Below are 25,430 nucleotides of genomic sequence, written 5' to 3'. Positions count from 1 at the left end.
ATTCACCCAGCCAGCCCGGTTGCGGATTCGAATCCGAGTTCGCATAGCAGTCGTTCGCGCCAGTAGCTGAGGCTGCCGAGTTCCAGGGCCAGACTGCGCGAACGACGGTAAAAGTGATGGGGCATTGCCTCCCAGGTGACGCCCATGCCGCCGTGCACATGCAGGCATTCCTGAGCGGCGTAGTCGTAAGCACGAGTTGCGCCCAGACGCGCGGTGGCGACCAGTGCCTGCCGAGACGGCAAGTTCTCTTCCCAGGCGTCTAGTGCGTCGTTCGTACAGCCGCGAGCGATCTCCAGCTGGCAGTACATTTCTGCCAGCTTGTGCTTGATACCTTGGAAGCCACCGATTGCCTGGCCGAATGCCTTGCGCTCGAGGGCATAGCTGCACGCGAGGTCCAGGCATGCCTGGGCGCCCCCGAGCTGCTCGAAGGCTGTGGCGAGGGCCGCCAGAGCAGTGATATCCGCCAGGGCTTCCTGGCCGCCCAGACGAACAGCGGGTACTTCATCGAAGCTGAGGGTGGCACTGGCCCGAGCATTATCAAATCCCTCGACTGGGCGACGTTTCACGTCAACCTGGTCCAGGTAGACGAGATACAAACCCGGCCCTTGTTCGTCGAGAGCTTGTACCAGCGCGCACTCCGCGATATTGGCAAAGGCAGTCAGCGCCTTGTTACCACTGAGGCGACCATTCCGGACACGCGCCGAGGTACTGGCGCTGAGACCACTATCGTCCGGGTCGGCGAGTGCCAGGCAGGCAATGCCATCGCCACTGGCGAGTGCCTGGATGCAGGCTGCGTGGAGCTTTGAGTCGGCTTGCAACAGTGCTCGAACCGCAAGGCTGTTGGCGATCAAGGGAATAGAGGCAGTGGAGCGGCCGAGTTCTTCGCATAGCAGGCCCAGACCGCGTTGTCCGAGCCCCAGGCCGTCGGCCTCCGGCGGTACAGCGACGCCGGCCCAACCCTGTTCCACGGTGCCTCGCCAGAGGTCGTGGTCGAAATTTCCTGGCCGCTCGAGCAGCATTTTCAGGTGCTCCGGGGTGGCCTGGTCATCCAGGAAGCGTCGCGCCTGGTCACGGATCGTGGCGAGCTCTTCGGCGTTCTCGGCTTGCATGCTGGCTCTCTCAGCTAGGGGTGAAGAAAGGGAGGTACACATCGTCCTGGTGCTCGAACACCACTCTTACCCGCTGGCCGATATGAGCCTGCAAGGGATCGCAACCTACGATATTGGTGGTTAGCTGCAGGCCGTCCTGCTCATCGAGGCTGACTATGGCGATGGCGTAGGGCACCGCTTGCCCTGGCGTCCAAGGCTGGTGATTAACCGTCAGCGCCTCAATGGTGCCGAGCCCGCTTACAGCTTCGGTGCCTAGGTTGCGGCTCATGCACTGAGCGCAGACGATGCCGGCAGGGTGTAACCAGTGCCGGCAATCCACGCAGCGCTGGATCAGCAGTTCCCCCCGCGCGCCGCCAGTCCAGAAGGCACGGTTCAAGTCGTTAAGCTCGGGAAGAGGGCGCATCGGTGTCTCGCTCATCGGAAATCTCCAGGTAAAGGAATCACCAGCATCATGCGCCAGTCCTCCCTTGGCCTGCCATGGGAGCGTGTTCGAGATTAAAACTAACACAATGTTATTTTTAATGTATAGTTCGAGACGAAGCAAGTGCTGCTTTCACTACCTGTGGATTCTGAAGATGAGCAGTTGGTTGGCGTGATTTCGCTCTTCTGTTAGTGAGCAGGTAGATGACTATTGATCACTTATATAAGGCTGCAGGAGGTTCCTGAATGTCCGGACTTGTGGTGGTAACAGGTGCTGCCGGCGCCCTCGGGCGCGCCGTGGCGCAGGCTTTCATCGATCAAGGCAGCCCGGTGCTGCTGGTTGACTACAACGAACAGCTACTACATGACGCCTACGCTAGCGCGGTGGGTGATAGGCATTTCCTAGTCGCTGATCTGACCGACGAGAAGGCCTGCCAGGCGGCTTTCGCTGAGGCACTGGATGCCCAGGGGCCAGCTGCGGTGCTGTGCAACATCGCTGGTGGTTTTGCCATGGGGACAGATGTTCACGATGCAGATGCCACCACCTGGCATCGCATGCTGGACATGAATGTGAACACCCTACTGAACGCATGCCGCGCTGTGGTGCCGGGTATGCAGAAAGTTGGGCAGGGTAAGGTGATTAACGTGGCTGCAGCTTCGGCCGTAAGCGGAAAGGCGAGTATGGGAGCCTACTGCGCCTCGAAAAGTGCGGTAGCGCGCATCACCGAATCAATGGCTCTCGAGCTGCGTGAGCAAGGAATCAACGTTAACGCGGTTGCACCGAGCATCATCGACACCCCGGCCAATCGCGGTGCGATGCCTGACGCTGACCCGTCGAAGTGGGTCGCACCGAAGCAGTTAGCCGACGTGATGCGCTTCCTCGCCTCCGAGCAGGCAAGTGCAATTCATGGTGCAGTGATTCCAGTGGTTGGCCTGTCCTAGTCACGAGGTATTGGCGACTAAGTAACGTGATGGCTGGATGCAGCCATCACTTGCTCCAGTTTCTTGTCACCGCTGGACTTGCACTCTATCAATTGATCAAGCGCAGATGACCGATGGGTTCTCTGAAGCGAACGCTCCCGGCCGATAGTTGCCAAGTTAATAGCTCCAGTAATAAAAGTCGGCTTCTGGCCGATTTCTGCCTGCGACGTGGGCAGCTACCGACCCATAGCGGTCGTTCGTAAATGCCGTTATCGGCCTGAGCATTCGCTCCAGGGCAGAAACCCCTGAGGCGTATCTTCAAATCAGGCGAGATACCCAAGTGCGGCCGAATTCCTGGAGTTTGGATTGTTCAATCCAGGCAAAGGTTTTTCGAATGCTCAGTGGGGTTAGCCCAGTGGGTGAAAGCCTCACACGGCCTTCTTTGTCGGGACTGCTGCACGACAGGTAGGCCCAAGAAAACCTACCGGGTTTCCACCGAACGGTGCTACCGGCGCGCGCTTCGCACAGGAAGCTAGCCACCTGTAACGCACATTGGTGCGGGACTTTCAATTGCCAGTTGCCAGACGTGCTGATCTCGATAGAAAGCAGATAGCCACTTGGGGCGCTTTGCACGCACATGTATGTCGGGAACCATTTCCCTGCACTGCATACAGTGACCAAAGCTGGTGACGTCTCCATCTTAACCCCCATCCCTAGTGGTACCTGCAGAGTAGCTAGTCGCAGCGAGCGACCAATCCTTCAATTCCGGCTAATGAGAACGTGGTGACTCACCTGGTGTGTGAGCTTCTGATGGGCAACTACCGACCCATAGCGGACGTCAGTAGGCCGAATCGTGGCGGCCAGTTGCAGGCGCACAACGGCCGCTACGGGACTCCTGTTTCGAAGCTGTCTAGCCGAGCAGCTTCAATAGTTCCGCTGGGGGTGGTCGTCGCCTATTCTGCGCAAGATCGGCGCGGTACAGCTCAATCACCTGCTTTGCGTACTCCATAGGCCGAATACCTGCTCGCGTGGCCGCATGGGATAGCTCCGACCAAGCCTTATGACGAAAAAGCGCACCGGCTTCCTCACGAGGCATTGATGCAGGAATTAATAGTTTGATTTGTTCGCGGAGCGAGGGGGTCAACTCAAGGAACGCGAGGGTCGCGAGTTCCATTGTTTCAAGATCGATCTCTTCCATGGCTGCTGTCCGAAGGCAAAAATGAAAGTTAAGCGATTGTTTTGGCTGGTCTTCCACGGTTGCGGCGTTCACAACGACCAGAGCCTTTCTCAACATAGCTCAGCATCGAAAAACCACCACCGGTCTATTCCGCAGAAGATGCTACTCACAATACGACTTGCTATGTTTGGAAGAATCGGTCTGGCCGGCATGGGCAAAGAGCACTGGACGCCTTCCCGTCGATGATTTCTTCGCTGGCAAGACGTCCCACTATCGCCGCCAATGTAATTCCAGGGTGCATCGCACAAACATAGATGCCGTCCATTTTCGGTAGATGACCGATGATGGGAATGCCATCGGCCGGCATGGGCCTGAGTCCGACGCAAGCCAATTCCGGCTCTACGGAAACAGCCCCATGGAGCTCATTCTGGATAGCTTTGGCAGTTCGGAGTGCTATCGCTTCTGGCTGATTTTCCGCGGTGTCGTCCAGGTAGTCTTCTGCCGCCACCAACGCGCCATAAGCGGTTTGCCTCACTTCCATTTCCGAGCTGGAGATGAGAGTGCGCACGAGGTTGGGTTGTGCCTTGTAACGGATGAAGATGGCAGGCGAGGAATCTATGGGAAGGGGCACTTCAAGCCTATCTGTCAGCTTCGAGATACCAGTCCCGGCTGCCACCACGACAACATCTGCCTCAAGGATGCCCAATGTTGTTTTGACTCCGGCCACCTTTTCACGCCGGATAACAAAACCAAGAGCAGGCGTCTGGGTGAGAATTTTCGCCCCATGGGCCTTGGCACCCTCAATCAATGCGTACGTAGCTGCCACTGCGTCCAGCGCCCCTTCGGCTGCCGCATAGAAAGCAGATTCAGGAGGGTTCTTGAGATTGGGTTCAAGCTCGCAAATCTGTGATCGAGACACCCTGTTTACCGAAGTCGAGTTACCCGAGGCCGGCTCAGCTCCACTCGGCATTCCGCTGTAAGACAAGGCGCCCGTCCACCGTACTTCCAAGCCAGGAAGCTGCGTCTCGAGTTGGCGGTACGCCTCGATTGCTGCACCGCGCAATTGCGCAATGGGGTCAGGTTCGGTGTGTGAGGTATTTATCCATGCGAATGAACTGCTGGTCACTCCCGACGCTATACCTTCCGCCTCGACCACGGTGACATTCGCGCCTCTGCGAGCCAGGTTAAAGGCCAGTGATGCACCCACGATGCCTGCACCAATGACAACGACTCGTTTCACCATATCAACTTCCATTCTGTCGACATGTTGATGGTACGGCAGCTGGGGAATTTCTTGAGGCCAGACGCTCAAGATTTCCCTTGGCACTGCTCGAACGCTGCACTCATTCTTTGCCAGGTCAGGGTATCGGCGGGAATCAGGTGCTCGATTCGCAGCGACTCCACGGTGATGTCCTGCGGCATCCCGAAGGTGGTAAAGGTGGAAAGGAATCTCAGCTCACCATCCCGGGTGTTTACCCGGGTCAACAGCAGGGGTGTGGGCTCGACTTCCGGCAGTATGGCAGCCGGCGCGGGAAGCTCCTTCAGGAACCGGCTGAGTTTCGGGCTGCTGGCGGCTTCAGTGGCGGCTCGTCGCCAGGCTACCGCGCGGATTTCCTGCGCATTGGCCAAGTGATCCCCCAGGCCGCCGGGGCAGAGCAATGTTTCAAGCAGGTTGAAGCCGGAGATCGTCTCTCCTGCCACTCCCGCAATAGCAAAGAGTAAACCTGCACTGACATTGGCTGCGGTGACATCCCAATTGCTGTCGATGACGATCGCAGGAGCCGGGTTGTTCGCCTGCAGGATGTGCTCGATGGCGCCGTGCACCATCTCCAGGGCTGGGGCTTCGAGGGGGATGGCGCTGTAACGCGGAGCGTAACCGGCCGCGAGGAAGACCGCATTGCAGTGATCCAGCGGTGCGCCTAGGGCAGAGAGGATGGCGTGCAGGGTGCTTGGACTGGCCTTCGCGCGTCCAGTCTCCACGCAACTGAGATGGCGCTGCGAAACGCCGGCGAGGTGCGACAAATCAAGCTGGCTGACGCCTGCCTGCCTGCGCAAGTGGCGTAAATGTTGGCCTGCCGATGTGCCCGGCGCGGGATTCAGGCGGTGGAAAGTGGGCTGGATCATGCGTTGACTCTGACCATCCTTGTGCGCAGTGTCCATGACCTCTCAGGTCATTGAGAGCGGGCAACCCTATCACTACTGTGCCGAGAGACCCTACCCAGGAGAGGATGATGGGAGCGCGTTTCACCGCACTGGCGTTGCTGGTGTCGTTTGCACTGTATACCGGGTGGACGATGTCGATCGCCGATCAATCCCTGGTTGCCTTCGGGCTTGAGCTGATATCACGACCGGACACAGCCCAGGTCGTAATTGACCTCTACCTGATGGCGGGGCTTGCCGCTGTATGGATGGTAAAAGACGCCCGGTCGCGAGGCGACTCTTCTTCCAGCGTGCTGCCCTATCTACTGTTGACGCTGGTGTTTGTTTCGCTGGGCCCGCTGCTGTACATCGTGGTCAAAGGCAGCAAGCGTAAAGGTGGAGGGTTTATCAAGCAGTGAAGGTCCCACAACCCATAGTGGACGTCAGAAGGCAGTTAGTTGCGGGTGACTGAACTCACTTGGCCATTCATTCTTAGTGGGGTTCTCAGATCTACATTAGTGACGTGCAACCACTCCTCAGCTTTCCAGAGCCAGTGGAACATCGATGTAAATCTGCAGCGCCACCGGTATCTCATCGTTAGGTTCGGATTCAACCGAGTAAGCGCTCAATGCACCCAAAGCTCGCTGCACCCGCGCTTGGCTCCATTTGAAAGTTCTCTTGGCATCGATAGGGATGAACGGCGGCCAAGGCGAAAGCTCCAGGGACATACGCAAGTACCCCTTGAGATGAGGGCGAATCTCGACACGCAGCGACAAGTGAGTTGGCGGCTGAAGCTGAACATGATCAAACAGGCTTTCCAGCAGGTACTTGTACTGGGCGACACTGATCCAGGCAGTTTTCAGATTGCTCAAGCCCAGGTCCAACTCCAATGAGTAACCTGCTGCGGCAAGCCGCTGTCGAATAGGAACCAGGAGGCTGGATGTGAGCGGCCCGAGCTTGCGGGCTTCGCGTTGCCTGGTGGCATCTTCATATTCCAGAGCCAGCAACTCTTCGATTCGAGACGACATAATCCCAAGCTGAGCGATACAGGACTCCAGCTCACGCGAGGCCGCAGACGGAACAATCATATCGCTGTGGTCGTGCAGGCTCTGAAGTTGTTCGTCCAGGTCCTCCTTGATCAATTGCAGAATACTATTCTTCTGCTGGCTCCTGAATTGCGCTACAAGGCTTTCATGGCGCAGTTCAGCCAGCATGCTGTCGCGCTCATTGAGCGGTCTGACGCCACCAACCATGGCAATCATCTCGCCCGACTTGGTGCGATGCGGGAGGCCCCAGACGTAGTACGTGCCTGATACATCTTGCTGCTCCAGGGCTATTTCGAAGATGAACGGTTCCTGCTGCTGGACCGCCTCGTAAAAACGATTGGCGGTCTGTTCGCGAAGTTCCTGCGGAATCCACAGAGCCTCCTCGATCCGCGTTCCGCGAAGCTCTTCGAAACTGCTTTGAGTCCGTTTGAGGAAGGCCTGATTGCATAGAAGCAGGCGGCCTTCGAGATCGCGGACGAACATTGAGGTAGGGGTTGAGTCGAGCATTGCACGCAGCAGCTCCAGATCCTCGTGCTGCTCTTCCAAAAAGCCACCGCCACTTGTAGAGGGGTCAACGACACCCTCCAGCCCATGAACTCGCGCCACTTTGATCAGTTGGAAATCGCTACTTACGCCAAGTTTCTGGTGAAGCCGCCCTTTGTAGGTGCTGACGGTCTTGTAGCTAAGCTTCAGATGATCAGATATATCCTTGTTACTCAGCCCCTGGCAGAGCATCTGCAGTACCGTCAGTTCTCGGGCGGATAAGCCACGCAGCTCATCCTTCAACTCTTTCGCCAGGCTTGTTGCGGTCTGAGGATTCGAGGTCTGACGAGGGAAATAGGTGCGCCCATGGACGATCGCGGCGATAGCCTTTTCCAGTTCGACAACCGGGTCGAACTTGCTGACAAATGCGTCGGCACCTTCCTGTTGAGAGCGACTGGCGTAGATCTCGCTTTCCTGATGACTGAACACCAGCAAGCGGATTTCCGGCGCACTCGCTCTTAATCGACGTAACACGTCAAGGCCACCCAGGCGCGGGATCGCCAGTTCAAGGATGACAACTTCCGGCTGCAGCTCACGGCACATCCGCAGCGCGTCCTGGCCATTGTCTGCCTCACCGACCACCTGGTGACCTGATGCCGTTACCCGCTCGCGCAATCCCTGGCGGGTAATGGGCTGGTTCTCGACGAGCAGAACCGTGCTCATAGCTGTTCCCTATCCTGCAATCCCGCCTTTAGCGTAGATCAGTGGCGCCCATGGGTATGACTCCTACAGGGACAACGAAATACTCCTACAGCAGCGGGAAACATTTTTGCCGAGACTGCCAATCCCTCAAAGGCGCTGCGCCGCAATCTGCATCGACGAGCTGACGCTTTGTCATACGCCACCTCCCTGCCCGGCCGCCCCATCCCAGGTGGCTGACGCGCCTGGAGCTGCGTGGCTCGTCCGCACCACACTGCTTCGCCAGCGCACCTGACTTGCCAATGCCCTGTGTAACGCGGAAAGGGCCGGCCCTCCACCAGCGTGATGGCGAGCGCCGCGAAATCCCCCTCATGCGTTAGGCCCCATCGTCACTTCAGGCGGCCTTACACCTCTAGAACGACTCCTACAAGCAGCCCCGGACGACTCTGAGTTTTCTCTGCGCCTTTCATTCCTAGCATGACTGCAACTTAAAACCTGTCTGGAGTTGCAGCCATGTTCTCCCCAGTCAAGCCCCGCCTAAGCCGGTCCTCCCTGACCGCCAGGCACACCCCGCGAGATGAGGCCGGAGTCTTTGCTGGCGGCTATTTCGAGTACGCCCACCAAGACCGCACCAGCATCCCGTACCTCTCCCGGCGCGCTATCCCGCAATCGCGGCAGACGGCCATGCAGCACCCGCCGCTGAGTCGGCCCGTGCGCGCCATGTTGCGGCTTGCCCTTTGATTTCCCTTCCTGAGCCCAGGGAGAGCCTCCCTGGGAGGAGATTCCCATGAACAAGGTCTATCGGTTGATATGGAGCACCGCGCATAACGCGTGGGTAGCAGTGTGCGAGTTTGCCCGGGCCAAAGGCAGGCAATCGAGCGGGAAGCGTGCCGTGCATACCGGCACCAGCGGAGTTGCAGTCGCCTTGGCGCTGTTGGCAATTCCTGCTGGGGTGGTTATTGCCAGAGAGATCGGCGAAGCCACAGGGACGGATACCAAGGCAGTTGCTGCGGCAACAGTTGAGGAAAACAAAGGTGTCGAAAGCGCCGGTTCGGTCGCGGTACTCGCGACACCGAACCCAGGCCCGGACCTGCACTACTACAGCATAAACAGCAGTGCGACCGGGGCTGGCAGCAACTATGCCAACGACGGCGCCACAGGTGAAAACTCGATGGCCGCTGGCGCCGGTGCGTCGGCGAGCGGCATACAGAGCACAGCCATCGGCAACGGTGCGCAAGCGACTGGCGACTACACCACGACCGTGGGCATGGGAGCGCAGGCGACGGTGATCTACAGCACCGCCGTCGGACAGGGCGCAAGCGCGACAAACATCGGCAGCACGGCGCTGGGATATATGGCGCAGGCTCCGGGCCGCAGTGGGACCGCGCTAGGGATGAGTGCCACCGCCGGCGGTGACTACGGTACTGCGGTGGGCCAGAACGCTCGTGCGAATGGCTACAACGGCAGTGCATTGGGCTTCACGTCCGAGGCCAACGGCGACCTGAGTACCGCAGTCGGAAGCTTTGCCAAGGCCTACGGCGAGAACTCCACCAGCGTTGGTTACTTCAGCGTCGTCAACGGCGTCACGGCGGGCGCCCTTGGGTTCGAGAATCTGGTCAATTCGCGCAACAGCTATGCGATTGGCAACTTCAGCCAGCTCACGGATGCAAACCAGAGTGATGTGTTTGCCCTGGGCAACCAGATATCCCAGACCATCAGCAACTCAGTCGCCCTGGGCAGCAAGTCGGCCATGAATGCCGACCTGACGGCTCAGAGTGCGGGCATGACGATCTACAACAGCCAAACCATCAACGGAACCACCACCAACGTCGCAGGCGGTGAACCGGTCGGCGTGGTGAGTGTGGGCGGCGTAGGCAGCGAACGGCGCATTCAGAATGTGGCCGCAGGGCTGGTAAGTGCGGATAGCACCGATGCCGTGAATGGCAGCCAGCTCAATGCGGTGGCCACCGACGCGCTGATGTGGGACCCCAGTGTGGGCGCCTACAGTGCCAACCACGGTGGCAATGGGCCGAACAAAATCGTCAACGTGGCAGCCGGTGACATCTCCGCCAACAGTACCGATGCGATCAACGGTTCGCAGCTGAATGCCACCAACCAGCAGGTCGACCAGAACACCACCAACATCACCAACATCAGCAACAACATCGACAACGGCACGCTCGGCCCGGTGCAGCGCACGGGTACGGATCAGCTGTCGCTGATTGCCGCTGGCGGCGATGCCACCGCCCCAGGCGCCGCGCAGGTGCTGACCAACGTGGCAGACGGCGCCATCACGCCCACCTCCACCGACGCCATCAACGGCTCCCAGCTCCACGAGACCAACCAGAACGTTACCAACGTCGATAATCGCGTCAGCAACGTCTTCGGTGACGACAGCGTCGCCAACGTCCAGCAGAACGGCCGAGGCATCCGCTACGTGCGCACTAACGACAACGGCCTGCCGGTCGAGGACGCCTATGCTCAAGGGCAGGGTTCCACCGCCGTGGGCTATCAAGCGACGGCGACGGGGGACAGCGCTCTCGCCCTGGGCCGCAATGCCAATGCTTCGGCGGACAACAGTGTTGCCCTGGGTACCAATAGCACCACCACCTCAGACCTGGCTCAACCAGCCTATGCCCCCAATGGCGCCGTCGTTGCAGGCGTGGCCAGCGGCGAAGTTTCGGTCGGCTCAGCCGGTGCCGAGAGACGCGTGACCAACGTCGCCGCTGGCGCAGCGGACACCGATGCAGTCAACGTCTCGCAGCTCAAGGGCCTTGCCGGCCGTACCGACCAGTTGACCCAGGATGCCCTGCAGTGGGACCCGACCGCCAATGGCGGGCTGGGTGCCTACAGCGCCAACCATGGTGGCAGCGGCCCGAACAAGATCACCCATGTCGCCGCGGGTGACATCTCTGCGTCCTCCACCGATGCAGTCAACGGTGCGCAACTGTTCGACGTAACCAATCAGATCAACAACATCACCCTGGGTGCCACCAAGTATTTCCACGCCTCCTCGACCAAGGCCGACTCCGTCGCCAGCGGCACCGACTCCGTCGCGGTTGGCCCGGCCGCCCAGGCCTCGGGAACTTCGTCCATCGCCATGGGCGACGGCGCCAATGCCAGCGGCACCAACGCCAGCGCCATCGGCAGTAATGCCAGCGCCAGTGGCAGCGGCGCCACGGCGACCGGTAACGGTGCCAGCGCCAGCGGCGCCTCGTCGGTGGCCATGGGCGACGGCGCCTCGGCCAGTGGCGAGCGCAGCGCAGCTATCGGCGCCGGCGCGGACGCCCAGGCCGACAACAGCGTGGCGCTGGGCGCCGGCTCGCTGGCTGATCGCGACAACAGCGTTTCGGTGGGCAGCGTCGGCAACGAGCGGCAGATCACCAACGTCAAGGCCGGCGAAGCCGACACCGACGCGGTGAACGTCGCACAGCTGCGCGCACAGGGCGACACCATCAGCAACGTCGACAACCGGGTCAACCAAGCAGCTACCGACATCACTCATCTGCAGAACGGAACCGATGGCATGTTCCAGGTGAACAACAGCAGCAACCTGCCCAAGCCACGCGCCCGAGGGGTCGACTCAGTGGCCGGTGGGGCGGGGGCCGAGGCCTCGGGCAACAACAGCGCAGCCATCGGCACTCGCTCGCGTGCCAGTGGCAGCAACGCCACTGCCCTTGGTAACGGCTCCAATGCCCAGGGCTCCAACTCAGTGGCCCTGGGAGCAAACTCGGTGGCAGACCGCGCCAACAGCGTTTCGGTGGGCAGCGCGGGCAACGAGCGGCAGATCACCAACGTCGCGGCGGGTACCGCGCCGACCGACGCCGTGAACGTCAGCCAGCTGCAGAAGAGCATCGGCGACATCTCCAGCCAGTACTACGACTACGCCGACTCCCACTACAACGCGCTGCGTCATGATCTGAAGAAGCAGGACGACATGCTCAGTGCCGGGATCGCCGGGGCCATGGCAATGGCGACACTGCCGCAGCCCTACTCGCCGGGAGCCAGCATGGCCACTGTCGGTGTGGGCAATTATCGCGGCCAGGGGGCGCTGGCGGTCGGCGTATCGAAGATCTCCGACAACGGCAAATGGATCACCAAGCTGGAGGGCACAACCAGTAGCCAGGGTGATACCGGCCTAGCGGTTGGTGTCGGTTACCAGTGGTGAGTCTTTCCATCCGAGCCCGGCTTCGGCCGGGCCTTCTCCCGGAGGTCAAAATGAACATTCAAACATCCCGAATCGCCAGGTTCTTCGCCCTCGGTTGCGCCGCCCTGCTGCTGGCGGCCTGCGGCAGCTACAGTGCGGTAGACGAGCAAGGCCACAGTGCCAACCCAAGATTTCCACCGATCAGCGACGCCTACCGCCCGCAAGGCAGCTACGTAAACCTGGAGAATCTAGGAAAGGTGCACGCAGGCATGAACAAGGCGCAGCTCTACGAACTGCTCGGTACCCCGCACTTCAACGAAGGCCTGCTCGACGTGCATGAATGGGACTACATCCTGCGCTTTCGTCGCGGAGGCCGAGACGACCTGATCTGCCAGTACAAAGTGCTGTTCGACAAGGACATGCAGGCCCAAAGCCTCTTGTTCTTGCCGGCCGACTGTCTTGATGAGGTCAAGTCTGTCGCCTCGGAGCAATAGCGGTCGATTGTCCAGCCCAATTGTCGGAAACGCTTCATGGCTTCGGGGAGCCAGTTTCAGTGGCTGCTTCTGGCCGATTGCTGCCTCTGAGGAGAGGCAGCTACCGATCCAGGCTGTGTGAAAACGTCGAAGTACTTACATCAGAACCGCATTTGGAATTGGGCCCCGAAGGAGCGTGCGACTGGATCGACCACAGGCTGTTAGCCGCTGCCAGTACCTGCTGAGGCGATCTGCAGCGGTTTGTGGTGGAGAGACGCCGGAAAATGGCCGGCCTCAGGCCCGCATTGCCTCCATTGCACTGGTGACGCCAAAGATGCTCATCAGCCGCTTGAGGTTGTAGGCCAGCACATGCAGGCTCATTTCCGTGCTGACTCGGGGGAGTGTTCGGGTCAGGAAGTGCGTCGCGCCCATCCAATGTTTGAGTGTGCCAAACGGGTGCTCCACGGTCTGGCGGCGCACGCTCATCATCTCTGGTTCGCGATCCAGCCGCTGCTGCATGGCCTCCAGCACCACCTCATGCCGCCAGCGTTTGAGTCGGCGATAACTGCTCGTGGTGCAGCTGCTGCGTATCGGGCAGCTCGGGCAGGCAGAACTCCAGTAAGCATCCAACTCGAGGCCATCTTCCACCGTCGAGAAGCGCTTGATTGCACGCTGCCCAGCAGGACATTGGTACTCATCATCAGCGGCTATGTAGACGAAGTCCTGTTTACCAAAACGCCCTTCAGCCTTGCTGCTGGAGGTCATCGGCTTGGGCACGAAGGGAGTAATGCCCGCCTGATCGCACGCGAGGATTTCCACCCCGCTGAAGTAGCCTCGATCGGCAACAACACTAAGTCTTTCAGACCCGGTGGCCTCTCGAGCCTGCTCGGCCATCGAGGCGAGCGCCGCACGGTCATGGCCGACGTTGGTGACTTCGTGCGCAACGATCAGGTGGTGCCGGGTATCGACCGCAGTCTGCACGTTGTAGCCGACTACGCCGGTGCCTTTGCCGCTGGTAGCCATGGAGCGTGCATCCGGATCGGTGAGCGAGACTTGCCCATCCGGTGCTTCACGTAGCTGCTGCTCCATCTCCTTGAGCGCCTGCATCTGCTGGCGGAGTTTCTCGATTTTGTCCTGGAGGCGACTGGCCTTGGCTTCGTCGACATCGGATTGAGTTCGGTCGGCGGTGTCCATCGCTGCTAGGTAGCGGTCGATGCTTTTTTCAATCTGCTCCATCCGGGCGCGCAACTTGCCGTGGGTGAAGTTGCGATCACGGTTGTTGACCGCTTTGAACTTGCTGCCGTCGATGGCCACGAGCGACTGGGAGAACAAATCGAGTTGGCGACACAGCACGACGAACTGCCGGCAGACATTGCGAATGGCTTTGCCGTTGTCGCGCCGGAAGTCGGCAATGGTTTTGAAGTCCGGAGCCAGTCGCCCAGTCAGCCACATCAGTTCGAGGTTGCGCTGGCATTCGCGCTCCAGGCGACGGCTGGATTGAATGCGGTTGAGGTAACCGTAGATGTAGATCTTCAGCAGTACGGCGGGGTGATAGGACGGTCGCCCAGTTACGGCAGGAGTGACCCCATCGAACTCCAGGGCCACCAGATCGAGTTGCTCGACGAAGGCTTCGACCACGCGGATCGGGTTGTCTTCGGCGACGAAGTCATCCAGGCATTCGGGAAGCAAGCTGACTTGTGCCCGGCTCGTCTCTTCGATGAATCGCTTCATACGCCGCCCCGCTGAGGTTGCTCCAGCAACTCTAGGCGAGGACGACGTTTTCACACAGCCTGGACCCATAGCGGACGTCAGCCCTCAGGAGAGCATTCGCTGGGGGATTAGAGGCGAATCTGAATGCAGTTTGTGGCAACCCATGAGCCCGGGGGAAATGTAGTTCAGGTGACGAATGGTGGGCTCTCACAGGGCTGTGCACTGACTCGGTTGCCTGAACAGAAGGGCGGTGAGCAACGGCCAAATTTCCCTGCGACAGCTAGAGCCAGCAGTCGCTTCTGTCACGTGAGCGCGAGTTACCGCAGTCTCACTTCGACCAGTGGCAATCCTGAGACCGGTATTTGGATTGTCCTTTGCAAGATCCTCGCCCAGCAAAAGGTCTCGGCGATCTGATATAGAGTTAGTGAAGATCTGAATGATCAACGCTGTTGGGGCACAGGAGACAGGGATGAGCGAATACCAGGGGATGCGCTGGTTCAAAACGGACTTTCAGGTTCAAACTCCAGAGGACAATAGGCATTGGGCTGACGACGATCTACGCCTATTAAGCCCGCGCCGCCCGATGCAAGACGGAATACCGAGCGAGGACGATATCCAGGAGAAGGCCAAGCGCTTTCTGTATCGGTGCCACAAGTTAGAACTGGAAGTCATTGGTATAACGGATCACAACTTTTCTGAGAAGACGGAGCCCCGTGACTGGTTCCTCACCCACCTAATTGAGCAAAACACGACCGTTGCACGAGAGCTGGGGCGTCCACCTCTTTATATCCTGCCGGGTTTTGAGGTGGACATTGGCTACCACGTTCTGTGCCTGTTTGAGCCGGCCACGAAGGTAAGCCATCTACGGCGCGTCAACATGATTCTCATCAAATTTGGGTTGGCAGAAAATCAGCGGTTCCGTGCTGGCATGCCCTCAGCATTGCGTCGTGGTGATGAGACGGTCAGTCTCAAAACGTTGCTGGAAACGGTGCAGAAGGAGCACGGCGGTATTGTGATTGCGGCCCATGCTGACCAGCAGGACGGGCTGTTGTCGGCGCCCCGCAATATTGATGAATACAAGCTACCTGGGCTTCTGGCTATCGAGCTTACGGGCTATCCAATGTCTGAGCGATATCGTTCGATCTTGGAGGGGCGCAATAAAGACTGGTCGCGCACCGGGAGGCAGCCCGCTTACGTACAATCCTCTGATGCGAAATCACTGAAGGTCGACGCGGAAGGGCGTCCCGGCCAGAATTCGCTGGGCTACCGTTATACTTGGGTGAAATCCTCGAAGCCCTCGATCAGCTCGCTTCGCCAGGCTTTTCTCGATGGTAAGTCCAGGCTGCGGCTACAGACAGCACGACCTTCTGACGAGCAGTCCCATCCGAGGATTGTTTTCCTTAAGTGCAGAGGTCTCAAATTTCTTGCCGATCAAGAGATCCATTTTTCGCCGAACCTCAATACTTTGATTGGAGGGCGAGGGACAGGAAAGTCTACCGCACTAGAGCTATTGCGATTCGCATTTGGTCGCGATCAAGGCGACGCGATTTCTGACTCTACCCGTGCGAAGTTCGAGCGGGTCAAGGCGACCTTTACTGAGAATGCGGAGATCCAGGTCGGTTGGGAGAGCCTTCCTGGTCAAGTGGATGTTATTTCGCTCAAGCCACAGGACAGCCGTGCCTTAATCCAGGGCGAAGCTCATGACCTCGAGGTCTTCCTTAGGCAGCTTCCAGTGCAGTTCTATAGCCAACAGCAACTCAGCGAGCTGACAGACGTCCATAGTGGCGGCAGTCTGTTAGCGATGATCGATGAAGCTTGCTCTGCAGAGCTCCAAGGGTTGAAAGGCCAAGAGGATACGTTGCGAGCGGAAATCCAGCAGCTTTTCGCGGCAATGGATCAACTGAGCGCCTTGAGCGAGGAGGTTAAGGTACTCAAGCAGGAGATCCAGGAACTCAATCGACAATGGCAGGCCCGTCGAGAGGTTCAAGAGGAAGCACAGCAGTATCAGAGGGCGGAAGCAGCCCGGCGTTACTTCGAGCAGGTTCGTACTCAGATTAATGAGGATATCAATCGATTTGCTTTGTTGGCTGAGGATATGTCGTCTCGAGGTCAACTTAACGAGGGGCAGGTGACGATCTGGCCACGCTCAGAGTGGTTCAATGAGCTGACTCTGAGAGCCGCCAAACTGCGAGAAACGTATCAAGAGCAAGCAACCAACTTGGCAGCTCAGTTGCGGAATGATTCAGTTGAGCTCTTCGCACATGGAGATGGTTGGGATCATGTTTCCCGGGAGTTGGAGGGCACCAAGGATGCATTTCTGCTGGCTTGCCGTGAGCGAGGGTTGCAGCCTCAGGATGTTGCGAGATTGCAGGAGATTGACAAATCACGTCAGGCCAAGTTGCAGTTGCTGCAGGAGAAGGAGGAGCGCCTCAATGTCCTTGATCCACAACGTGAGCGATTAAACAACGCGCTAGTTGATATGAACACGCTGTGGAGACGACAGTGCGCTCTTCGGCAGAGAACGGCAGCTGAAATTAGCGAAAGGGCAGGAGGCTCAATTCGCGTGTTCATACAGCAGATGGCGGACACCGCAGGTTTTCTTCAGGCATGGGATCAAATGGCTCCAGATGGCCGTAGTCGCTTGGGCCGGGCATGGGAGCATATTGGCAAGAAACTGTTCGAAAATTTCTTGCAGTATCAGCAGGAGATTCAACCGGAGGCGGATTCTCCGTGGCTGCACATCCGAGAGGTGATCGCGGAGCGACGTGGCCTGCCGCAAGCGCTGCTGGAGTACAGACAGGAGCTGAAAGACGTCTTCTCTGAGCGCGTTGACTCGTGGCGTATTGCGCGCCTGACCCGAGTCGAGGAGCGTGTCGACATCGAGTTGTTCCGGGCTGACGGGACATTGGTCGGTAATGTACAGAGCCAAGAGTTATCGGAAGGACAGCGCAACACAGCTGTGCTGAATCTGCTCTTGGCAAAGGGGGAGGGGCCAATTGTCATTGACCAGCCGGAAGACGAGTTGGATTCCAACTTCATTTACCGAGAGCTGGTGCCGTTACTGCGCAAGGTTAAGAACCAGCGTCAGCTGATCCTGGCTACGCATAACGCGAATCTCCCTGTGAATGCAGACACTGACCTTGTTTACGCCCTTGAGGTGGCGAAGGGCCGAGGTGTCAAGCTAGCGGCAGGCGGGCTAGATCGCTCTGATACGGCTATGGCGGTGCTGGATATCATGGAGGGATCTGCAGAAGCCTTTAAGCGCCGATTTGATAAGTACCACTTCTAAGGTAAGGCCCCCAGGCAACCGTAACAGCGGTTGTGTACAGGGGCCTTGTATTTCTCCCTTCCTATTTCAGCTATCTATCAGATAGCTGACGCGTCCCTGCGTCGCCCCAATTTTCTAGTCACTCCAGCACCCTAAGTCGCTAGGGCTCAATGGTCTTGCCCGTACATCAGGCCACCCTGAGGTGGCCGAGCCGTCGTCCTCCCCAGGACGGCGGCTCTGCACCGTCTCGGTGCATTCGTTTCACTTTGAAATGAAAAGATTTCAATTCATCGTGAAAAATGACGGCGATGTATTCGTCATCGAACCGGGCATGAAGGGCACCTGGGAAGTGGTGGAGACGGTGCGCAAGTATTTCGTCTTCGCCTGAGCCTGCATGGGGAGAAAAAAGGGAGCCGATGGGCTCCCTTTTTCATGTCGCAATTTCAGGTTGTGGACTACTTCGTCAGCGATGCTGATCGCTCCACGGGCTGTCGGGGATCAGCGGACCAGTCACTCCTTGATTCGATTGACGGTACTTGATCCAGCCGTGTCCTCAATTCGCTGCTAGGTCGGAAACAGTCGGCTCAAGTATTGGAGATTTCTGACGGGGTATTCAGGGCTGGAACACCGCCACCATCGCGATAGCTTTCTAGAATTGGTCTCCCTCGGCGGTCAGTCGTTCAGACGCGTCGGACGATCCACTCAATTCGGCGAAAAGGCCCAAGAATGAACTTCAAGATAGTCGTAGTCTCTCTCTTCATCGGTGGCGCACTGATGGGGTGCGATCAGGTAAACAAGGCACACAGTCCCGCGAACTGGCTCAGCGTGCCGACATTGCCGATCATTCAGGATGCGATTATCACCATGGCGCCGACCTTCAATGGGCAGCGCAATAGTGTGTTGAGTGAGCAGATCTGTGCGCTGGCCTCGGGGCAGACCTCCCAGGCACAGGTGAACGAGCAATTGAGAAGGATGAACATCGAACCATCCCGTCTTCCGCTGGATGGCCAGGATGCCGTTGGGCTGTTGGTCAATGGCAACCGCGCAGGCCAGACCGTTGCCTGTGCTGCGTACCAGGCGACCGAAGTGCTGCGCCCGGTCGACATTCGGGAGTTTGCCAAGCCTGTTGCCGCGACGACGAAACCGGAAGGGCGCAAGCGCGACGACAAGTCGACTGAGGAACACGACAAGGCCGCTGCGCCCGAAATCGATGCGGTACGTTTTTCCCAAACATTGCCGCTTCGTGTGGCCAGGGCGCGAGCCGACGCTGATGTCTTCTCGCTGATTGCGGAGCAGTTGCAGCGAACGCCGGGCCTGACCGTACAGGAGTACCGGAACAAAGCCAGGGACCTATTTATTCGTTTGGCACCAACCTACCTAGAGCGTGTTCGCCTGCAGATGCCTCCGTCGAATGCCAGCTATCAGATAGTACAGATGGATGGAAGTCACCTGGTGTTCAGCAACAATGTCGGTACGCGTTTCAACTATTCCGTTGATAACGGTTTGATCCTTACCCAGAACGGGCTGATCTGGTATGGCAAAGGGCATCTTCTGGGAGAGGCGTACCGATTGAAGGTTGCGTATTTTCCCGCAGATGTCAGCAAACTTCTGACCGCCAAGAGTCCGTGAGTCTTCGATCTCCAGGAGAGTTACAAGGTTTCTTTTAAATTCCGTAAATTTCTTTCCTGCAGGATAGGAATTGGAATTACGAAATTAATAATCCCGGCCTGGTGCCGGGATTTTTTATCTCGTGAAACAGTATTTCCGTCAGATAAATGACGGGAGTGGCCGGTAAATTCCTACGGGTCAATCAGTTTGGGTTGATGTTTTATCGATTCGACGCTCATTAAGATCAATTTCGTCATGGTTTGTGGCGATTTTTCATGGAATTGGGCATCAAACTTAAAGTGAATTCTAGCTTTTTGACTGAGTGCAAACGGCTATGCCGACTGCCTGCTCGGTTGCGCTCGACAAGCTGCACGAGGCTGTTCTCCAAGCGCGTCGAAAAGCTGGTTCCCGGCGTGCTGGCCGTGCCTTGCGCGCCAGTTGCCATGGCATTTCATGCTTGCTGCGCTGGTTCTTCTGCATTTTTCCGCTCGTTCTCCGAGTTGCAACAGCGCGTTCTCAATCAGTTGCTGAATTGGTCAGGTTGCGTAGTTCGGGAACATTCTGGAAGTTGCTGCTTCCTTGTGCAAGTGCGCCGGAAAGCTTCGCTGCGTTTCTTTTTCTCATTCGAGACGGTCATTCCGTATCTATGCCATCCAGCGGCGTTTGGCTGCCCGCCAAACAACCGTGCGGATAACTTTTTCTTCGTGTGATCCCCACATATCCCCTGCAAGGAATGAATGCTCTCCGCATGGATGAGCATCCAACGCGATTAGCGTCATCCTGGGTTTCGGCCCATCTGGAGTAATGATGAACAAGGTGTACCGTCTGGTTTGGAACGCGGCCCTCAACGCATGGGTGGTGGCCTGTGAGTTCGCCATCGCCAAGGGCAAAGGTAAAAATGGTGCTCGCCGCAAAAAGGCGAAGTCCGCAGGCCTGGCTGTGGCGTCGCTGGCTTTGGCCATTGGAGTGTCACAACCCGCCTGGGCCTCGGCCATCGACAGTGATCAGGATGCGGGTATCACCGTGTCCTCCGTTGCCATGGGGAGCGAGGCCGGCGAAGCAGCTGGTTCTTCTTCTGCACAGCTCGCTTACGCGACGGCACTGGGTTCGTATGGAACGGCGACCCAGTCGAACTCCGATACACTGGGCAGCACGAGTTACTCCGTCCCGGCAACAGGTTCCGACAGTACCTCGAGCACCACGCAGCGCAGTCTGGGTGCTTCGGCTGTGTTGAAGAACTCTGCCGGTAGTGTGGAATCGCACTACTTCAGTATCAACGACAACAACACCCAGGCTGCGAACTACACCAACGATGGCGCGACCGGGCAGAACTCCATGGCGGCTGGTGTTGCGGCGAAGACTTCCGGCGCGCGAGCAACGGCGGTCGGTTATAGCGCCAGCGCCGGGGCCATAGACAGCCTGGCAGTAGGCTCCGGTTCGAAAACCCTCGCCATTCGCAGCATGGCACTGGGCAGCAATGCCACGGCCGCTGGCGTCGGCTCCATTGCTCAGGGTGATGGCGCAAGCGCCACTCCCAACGACTCCATCGCCATCGGCACGAATTCGCAGACCCTGGCCAACGACGCCAGCATCGCCATCGGCAAGGACTCCGTCTCGCAGTCCATCCTGGGCCCAGCCTCCGTTGCCCTTGGCAATGAAGCCAAGGCGTTGACCAGCGGCAGTGTCGCCATCGGTTATCAGGCCGTGGCCGACGAGGTCAATCCGCCCAGTGTCTTCTCCGGTAACGTTGCCATCGGCCGGATGGCCCATGCCACCAACTCGCTGAGCGATCCGAGCGAAGCCTCCACCGCCCTGGGGAATGAGGCGTTTGCGGACAAGGGCGGTGTCGCGGTGGGTGAGCGTTCCAACGCTACCGGTAAACTCAGCACCGCGCTGGGCAACTCTGCCTCGGCAACCATGGACAATTCGGTGGCCGTGGGGGCGAAGGCCAAGGCCCTGGCTCTCGATGCCGTTGCGATCGGCAACGGTGCCACGGCGCAACAGGCGCGTTCCGTGGCTCTGGGTGTGGGCTCCTCGACCAGCGCCGCGGTAGCGACCACGGGCATTCAGATCGGCGACACGACTTACGCCTTCGCCGGTGTTGCACCGACCAGTACCGTGAGCATCGGTAATGTGGGTAACGAGCGTACGCTGACCAACGTCGCCGCCGGTCGCATCAGCCAGACCAGCACCGACGCCATCAACGGCTCCCAGTTTTATGCGGTCACGCAGTCGATCGACGACATTGCCTCGAGTCCGATCACCTTCGCGGGCAACACCGGTAGCACCGCCAAGCTCCTGGGCGATACTCTCAGGATCCAGGGCACGGGCAGTACCCCCGGCAGTTACAGTGGTGCGAACCTGAAGACCCAGGTGGATGCCAACGGCAATCTCAATCTGCTAATGGCCGATAATCCGTCTTTCGCCAGCGTCACCGCCGGTGGTACCACCACGCTGAATGGCTCTGGGCTGGTCATTACCAACGGGCCGAGCGTGACCACTGCCGGTATCGATGCCGGCGCGAAGCAGATTACCAATCTCGCGGAAGGTACCGCCGGTACCGATGCCGTCAACGTCGACCAACTGAACGACACCATCAATCGATCGGCCAAGACCCACTACTTCAGCGTCAACGACAACGGCGTGCAGGGCGGCAACTACAACAACGACGGTGCTACCGGTGTGAATGCGCTGGCCGCTGGCGTGGGCGCCAAGGCCGCGCAGGATGGCGCCGTTGCGCTGGGCGCAGGCTCGGTCACCGCTGCTGCCGTTGCTACCACCAGCACTACCATTGCGGGCACCGACTACGCCTTCGCCGGTGCTGCGCCGACCAGCACCCTGAGCGTCGGCGATGTGGGCAGCGAGCGCACCATCACTAACGTTGCCGCCGGCCGCCTGAACGCAACCAGCACCGATGCGGTCAACGGCTCGCAGCTGTTCGCTACCAACTCGGCCATCGAGAAGGTTGATGCTGGCGCGGTGAAGTACGACGTCAACACCGACGGCACGGTGAACTTCAACAGCATCACGCTAGGCGGCGACACCTACCGGGTCAAAGACAACGGTGATATCGACTACAACGTTGTTGACCTGGGTGGCGACGCCTATGACAAGGGTTCTCGCAGTGGCGGGACGCGAATCAGTAACCTCGCCGCCGGTATCGATGGCAGCGATGCGGTCAACGTCGACCAGTTGAACATCGCCATGTCCAACGCCGAGTCGCATTACTACAGCGTGAATGATACTGGCCAGCCGGGCGGCAACTATGCCAACGATGGCGCCCAGGGCAAGAACTCCGTGGCTGCAGGCGTCAACGCCAGCGCAACCTCGGAGGCCGGCGTGGCGTTGGGTAGTGACTCGGTGGCGGCCCGGGATGCCGGTACAGCGGGTTATGTCCCGGCCAGCGCCAGCGACGAGCAGGCCCAGGCGATTGCCGCGACCACCAGTACTCGCGGTGCGGTGAGCGTGGGCGACGCGGCGAATGGCGTCTATCGCCAGGTCACCGGCGTGGCGGCGGGTTCCGAGGATAGCGACGCGGTCAACGTGGCCCAGCTCAAAGGCGTGGTCAGTTCGACAAACACCGACATCTCGAACATCACCGACGGCAAGGACGGCATGTTCCAGGTGAACAACACCAGCGGCCTGGCCAAGCCGAAGGTCACCGGCAAGGACGCGGTTGCCGGTGGTGCTGGCGCCGTGGCTTCGGGCGACAACGCGGTTGCCATCGGTACGCGCTCCAAGGCGACTGCCAGCAACTCCGTCGCCTTGGGCAATGACTCCATTGCCGACCGTGACAACTCCGTGTCGGTGGGCAGTGCCGGTGCAGAGCGCCAGATCACCAACCTGGCGGCCGGTACGGCAGATACCGATGGTGTCAACGTTGCTCAGTTGAACAAGGCCACCGGCGATCTGAACAACAGCATCAACAACGTCTATTCCGACCTGAAGCATGACCTGAAGAAGCAGGACGACACCCTCAGTGCCGGTATCGCCGGTGCGCTGGCGGCTGCGTCACTGCCACAGCCGTATGTGCCTGGCGCAAGCATGGCCTCCATCGGCGGCGGCAACTATCGCGGCCAGAATGCACTGGCGGTTGGTGTGTCGCGCATCTCCGACAACGGCAAGTGGGTGACCAAGCTTTCCGGGAACACCGATAGCCAAGGCCAGTTCGGCGTATCGGTCGGCGTTGGTTACCAGTGGTAAGCCACTCCTAATCGAAAGGCCCGGCGCAAGCCGGGCCATCCGTGCACTATTCGAGGTTAAAGTGATGTTCGAGCAACTCAATCTGCGCAGCTTGAAGCTCGCTGTTGCCCTTTCGGCGCTCACTGCAGTGGCCGCCTGTACCAGTACGGTCAGCGACGTGGACAGTGCTGGGCATACCCAGGAGCCAGTGTTCCCCGCGATGAGCGATGCGACGGTGGCCGAGGGCACCTATGTGAATCTGGAGAATCTGGGCAAGATGCGCGCGGGAATGAGCAAGTACCAGGTACAGGACCTGCTTGGCCACCCACAGTTCTCTGAAGGTATGTTCCGTGTGCGGGAATGGGATTACATCTTCAAGTTCCGCCAGGCTGAAGGACAACCGGACAAGGTTTGCCAATACAAGGTGCTGTATGACTCTGACCTGATTGCGCAGTCGTTCTATTTCCATCCAGCGGACTGCGCACAACCAGCGCCTGCACCAGCGCCGGCGCTCACCCCGGTACCGGCAGCACCAGCCAAGTCACGGACTCTGAACCTGGGTGCAGATGCTTCCTTTGCCTTCGGTAGCGCGGTTCTGCGTCCGGAAGGAAAGGCGAAGCTGGACGAACTGGCAGATGGGCTGCGCGATGCCAATGTCCTGTCGGTCAGCATCGTTGGCTACACCGACCGTATCGGGAGCGTGCAGAACAACGTTCGCTTGTCGCAGGCGCGCGCCAACGCAGTGCGTGCCTATCTGGTACAACGTGGGGTCTCTGGCTCCGTGATGTATGCAGAAGGTCGCGGGCCGGCGGAGCCGCTGGTTGCCTGTCCGGGGGCATCGACTCCTGAGGTGATCGCTTGCCTGGCGCCAAACCGTCGAACCACGGTCTCAGTACAGGCTAATTGATCCAGCCAGAAGGCGCGGCCAGGAGCCGCGCCTTTTTTCGTCGTAAGTCTCTCCCGTCCTGGCAATTCGTCAAATGACCTATCGGCACCTCTTCATCACTCTGATTCTGGGCTCTCTGGGGCTGGCCGGCTGCAACGAGCAGCATCAAGCGGCCGCGCCGAAGCCCGCTGCCGTCCACCGTAACTGGCTGGATATGCCCGCGTTGCCCTTGCTGCAGGAAGCAGTCCTGTCGATGGCCCCGAAGCTGGAGGATGGCCTGACCGCCGAGCTCATGAACCAGATCTGCGGTCTGGCACGCGGCGACCTGTCCCAGGATAGCGTCACCCGGTTCGTGACAGGGAAGGGCATCGACGCAGGTGTGCTGCTGCATCAGAGTGGCCCGTTGGCGCTACTGGTAAATGGTGACAAGCCAGGGCAGGCCGCGGCCTGCGCGGCTCATCTGGTAAGCGGCGCTTTCTCGACGGAAGATCTTGAAGCGACGATGGCTTTGTTACCCGAACAATTCGATGGACGCGACATTGCGCAAGGGCAGGGAGTTGATAAGGAAAGTCTGTCGATCCTGCTTCCGGTGCGATTGGCCGTTGCTCGCGCTAATGCCGATGTTTTCGCGCTGATCGCTGCAGAGCTGCAACGACGCCGGGGACTTAATCCCATGCAAATTCGCGAACAGTCCCAGCAGCTCTTCAGCCGACTGGCGCCAACCTACCTTGCGCGCATCAAGGCGCAGTTCCCGGCGCCGGGCACGACGTTCCGCGTGCTGCACCTGCGCAAAGGGCAACTCGATTTTGTTTCCTCTGACGGCGCCTCGTTTACGCTTCACGGAGCGCAGATCAATCTCCAGCAGAACGGCTCGATGTGGTACGGCGATGGAAAACTGCTGGGTGAGAACCGCACCCTGCAAGTTGCCTACTTCAATGACGATACTGCGGTGCTGCTGGCGCCCGATGAACACTCTGATGGCGAGCCCTGACCAAGACCACCGACCGTCTGGCGCTCATTGACGTACCTCTTGGCCTTGGTTGGCAAGACTCACCCTCGGAGTTTTGCTCCGCATGGAGCGGAGCAAGGAAGTCCTTCAAAGTTTTGTGGGATGCGGGCGGATACCTCTGTGGGAAGTTTCCCTAGATGGATCTCGGTGGCG

General features: G+C 59.1%; 17 protein-coding genes and 2 pseudogenes. 12 read left to right on the top strand and 7 right to left on the bottom strand.

From position 1 onward, the window contains the following. Window positions 1-2: 2 nt before the first annotated feature. Both L6D89_RS20460 and L6D89_RS20455 read right to left on the bottom strand, forming a co-directional pair. Entirely contained in the window at window positions 3-1,109 is a 1,107-nt protein-coding gene (locus L6D89_RS20460) for an acyl-CoA dehydrogenase family protein (RefSeq protein WP_236200982.1), read from the bottom strand. A gap of 10 nt (window positions 1,110-1,119) precedes the next feature. Beyond that, entirely contained in the window at window positions 1,120-1,527 is a 408-nt protein-coding gene (locus tag L6D89_RS20455) for a Zn-ribbon domain-containing OB-fold protein (protein WP_236200981.1), read from the bottom strand. Window positions 1,528-1,775: 248 nt separating this feature from the next. Between L6D89_RS20455 and L6D89_RS20450 the strand changes: the two genes are divergently transcribed. Next, a complete protein-coding gene (locus L6D89_RS20450; protein ID WP_236200980.1) occupies window positions 1,776-2,471 on the top strand; it encodes an SDR family oxidoreductase in 696 nt (231 codons plus the stop codon). 889 nt (window positions 2,472-3,360) lie between these two features. Here L6D89_RS20450 and L6D89_RS20445 read toward each other — a convergent pair. From L6D89_RS20445 to L6D89_RS20435, 3 genes are all read right to left on the bottom strand, one after another. Further along, a complete protein-coding gene (locus L6D89_RS20445; RefSeq protein WP_236200979.1) occupies window positions 3,361-3,648 on the bottom strand; it encodes a hypothetical protein in 288 nt (95 codons plus the stop codon). Between the two features lie 160 nt (window positions 3,649-3,808). Continuing rightward, a complete protein-coding gene (locus L6D89_RS20440) occupies window positions 3,809-4,909 on the bottom strand; it encodes an NAD(P)/FAD-dependent oxidoreductase (RefSeq protein ID WP_373874981.1) in 1,101 nt (366 codons plus the stop codon). Between the two features lie 26 nt (window positions 4,910-4,935). Then, on the bottom strand, window positions 4,936-5,751 hold the full coding sequence (locus L6D89_RS20435; RefSeq protein ID WP_236200978.1) for a helix-turn-helix domain-containing protein: 816 nt from the start codon (window positions 5,749-5,751) through the stop codon (window positions 4,936-4,938). 107 nt (window positions 5,752-5,858) lie between these two features. Between L6D89_RS20435 and L6D89_RS20430 the strand changes: the two genes are divergently transcribed. Further along, window positions 5,859-6,185: a DUF2834 domain-containing protein gene (locus L6D89_RS20430; RefSeq protein WP_236200977.1), complete on the top strand. Its 327-nt coding sequence runs from the start codon at window positions 5,859-5,861 to the stop codon at window positions 6,183-6,185. 117 nt (window positions 6,186-6,302) lie between these two features. Here L6D89_RS20430 and L6D89_RS20425 read toward each other — a convergent pair whose 3' ends face one another. Continuing rightward, window positions 6,303-8,018: a response regulator gene (locus L6D89_RS20425; protein ID WP_236200976.1), complete on the bottom strand. Its 1,716-nt coding sequence runs from the start codon at window positions 8,016-8,018 to the stop codon at window positions 6,303-6,305. A 763-nt stretch (window positions 8,019-8,781) separates the two neighbouring features. On the opposite strand from L6D89_RS20425, the gene L6D89_RS20420 reads away from it, so the two are divergent. Both L6D89_RS20420 and L6D89_RS20415 read left to right on the top strand, forming a co-directional pair. After that, window positions 8,782-12,162: a YadA-like family protein gene (locus tag L6D89_RS20420; protein WP_276574819.1), complete on the top strand. Its 3,381-nt coding sequence runs from the start codon at window positions 8,782-8,784 to the stop codon at window positions 12,160-12,162. 50 nt (window positions 12,163-12,212) lie between these two features. After that, on the top strand, window positions 12,213-12,635 hold the full coding sequence (locus L6D89_RS20415; protein WP_236200974.1) for an outer membrane protein assembly factor BamE: 423 nt from the start codon (window positions 12,213-12,215) through the stop codon (window positions 12,633-12,635). 273 nt (window positions 12,636-12,908) lie between these two features. Here L6D89_RS20415 and L6D89_RS20410 read toward each other — a convergent pair whose 3' ends face one another. Next, complete coding sequence (locus tag L6D89_RS20410) at window positions 12,909-14,345, bottom strand: IS1182 family transposase (RefSeq protein ID WP_236200973.1); 1,437 nt, start codon at window positions 14,343-14,345, stop codon at window positions 12,909-12,911. 448 nt (window positions 14,346-14,793) lie between these two features. Between L6D89_RS20410 and L6D89_RS20405 the strand changes: the two genes are divergently transcribed. The 8 genes and pseudogenes from L6D89_RS20405 (at window position 14,794) to L6D89_RS20375 (ending at window position 25,259) form a co-directional block, all read left to right on the top strand. Next, window positions 14,794-17,613, top strand: a complete 2,820-nt coding sequence (locus L6D89_RS20405; protein ID WP_236200972.1) for a TrlF family AAA-like ATPase — start codon at window positions 14,794-14,796, stop codon at window positions 17,611-17,613. Window positions 17,614-17,893: 280 nt separating this feature from the next. Continuing rightward, a pseudogene (locus tag L6D89_RS20400) lies at window positions 17,894-17,980 on the top strand (cupin domain-containing protein); the annotation flags it as partial. 338 nt (window positions 17,981-18,318) lie between these two features. Next, on the top strand, window positions 18,319-19,221 hold the full coding sequence (locus L6D89_RS20395) for a hypothetical protein (RefSeq protein WP_236200971.1): 903 nt from the start codon (window positions 18,319-18,321) through the stop codon (window positions 19,219-19,221). Between the two features lie 254 nt (window positions 19,222-19,475). Continuing rightward, the gene (locus L6D89_RS20390) at window positions 19,476-19,910 is read left to right on the top strand and encodes a hypothetical protein (protein ID WP_236200970.1); all 435 of its coding nucleotides are present in this window, start codon (window positions 19,476-19,478) and stop codon (window positions 19,908-19,910) included. A gap of 94 nt (window positions 19,911-20,004) precedes the next feature. Next, window positions 20,005-20,145: pseudogene (locus L6D89_RS32825) on the top strand (ESPR domain-containing protein); the annotation flags it as partial. A gap of 282 nt (window positions 20,146-20,427) precedes the next feature. After that, window positions 20,428-23,403, top strand: a complete 2,976-nt coding sequence (locus L6D89_RS20385; protein WP_236200969.1) for a YadA-like family protein — start codon at window positions 20,428-20,430, stop codon at window positions 23,401-23,403. 64 nt (window positions 23,404-23,467) lie between these two features. Then, window positions 23,468-24,289 carry an OmpA family protein gene (locus L6D89_RS20380; protein WP_236200968.1) on the top strand — a complete coding sequence of 274 codons (822 nt, stop codon included), beginning with the start codon at window positions 23,468-23,470 and terminating at the stop codon, window positions 24,287-24,289. 73 nt (window positions 24,290-24,362) lie between these two features. Continuing rightward, window positions 24,363-25,259: a hypothetical protein gene (locus L6D89_RS20375; protein WP_236200967.1), complete on the top strand. Its 897-nt coding sequence runs from the start codon at window positions 24,363-24,365 to the stop codon at window positions 25,257-25,259. Window positions 25,260-25,430: the final 171 nt, after the last annotated feature.

Origin of the sequence: Pseudomonas pseudonitroreducens, from assembly GCF_021603645.1 — a bacterium.
Lineage (GTDB): Bacteria > Pseudomonadota > Gammaproteobacteria > Pseudomonadales > Pseudomonadaceae > Pseudomonas > Pseudomonas pseudonitroreducens.
Note: the sequence above shows the minus strand (reverse complement) of the source record. Positions and strands in the feature narration are given on the sequence as shown.

Coding starts and splice junctions, on each gene's coding strand:
- L6D89_RS20395 (WP_236200971.1), top strand. CDS start 18,319: ATGAACTTCAAGATAGTCGTAGTCTCTCTCTTCATCGGTGGCGCACTG.
- L6D89_RS20435 (WP_236200978.1), bottom strand. CDS start 5,751: ATGATCCAGCCCACTTTCCACCGCCTGAATCCCGCGCCGGGCACATCG.
- L6D89_RS20375 (WP_236200967.1), top strand. CDS start 24,363: ATGACCTATCGGCACCTCTTCATCACTCTGATTCTGGGCTCTCTGGGG.
- L6D89_RS20415 (WP_236200974.1), top strand. CDS start 12,213: ATGAACATTCAAACATCCCGAATCGCCAGGTTCTTCGCCCTCGGTTGC.
- L6D89_RS20405 (WP_236200972.1), top strand. CDS start 14,794: ATGAGCGAATACCAGGGGATGCGCTGGTTCAAAACGGACTTTCAGGTT.
- L6D89_RS20455 (WP_236200981.1), bottom strand. CDS start 1,527: ATGAGCGAGACACCGATGCGCCCTCTTCCCGAGCTTAACGACTTGAAC.
- L6D89_RS20430 (WP_236200977.1), top strand. CDS start 5,859: ATGGGAGCGCGTTTCACCGCACTGGCGTTGCTGGTGTCGTTTGCACTG.
- L6D89_RS20425 (WP_236200976.1), bottom strand. CDS start 8,018: ATGAGCACGGTTCTGCTCGTCGAGAACCAGCCCATTACCCGCCAGGGA.
- L6D89_RS20445 (WP_236200979.1), bottom strand. CDS start 3,648: ATGGAAGAGATCGATCTTGAAACAATGGAACTCGCGACCCTCGCGTTC.
- L6D89_RS20410 (WP_236200973.1), bottom strand. CDS start 14,345: ATGAAGCGATTCATCGAAGAGACGAGCCGGGCACAAGTCAGCTTGCTT.
- L6D89_RS20420 (WP_276574819.1), top strand. CDS start 8,782: ATGAACAAGGTCTATCGGTTGATATGGAGCACCGCGCATAACGCGTGG.
- L6D89_RS20380 (WP_236200968.1), top strand. CDS start 23,468: ATGTTCGAGCAACTCAATCTGCGCAGCTTGAAGCTCGCTGTTGCCCTT.
- L6D89_RS20450 (WP_236200980.1), top strand. CDS start 1,776: ATGTCCGGACTTGTGGTGGTAACAGGTGCTGCCGGCGCCCTCGGGCGC.
- L6D89_RS20460 (WP_236200982.1), bottom strand. CDS start 1,109: ATGCAAGCCGAGAACGCCGAAGAGCTCGCCACGATCCGTGACCAGGCG.
- L6D89_RS20390 (WP_236200970.1), top strand. CDS start 19,476: ATGGAATTGGGCATCAAACTTAAAGTGAATTCTAGCTTTTTGACTGAG.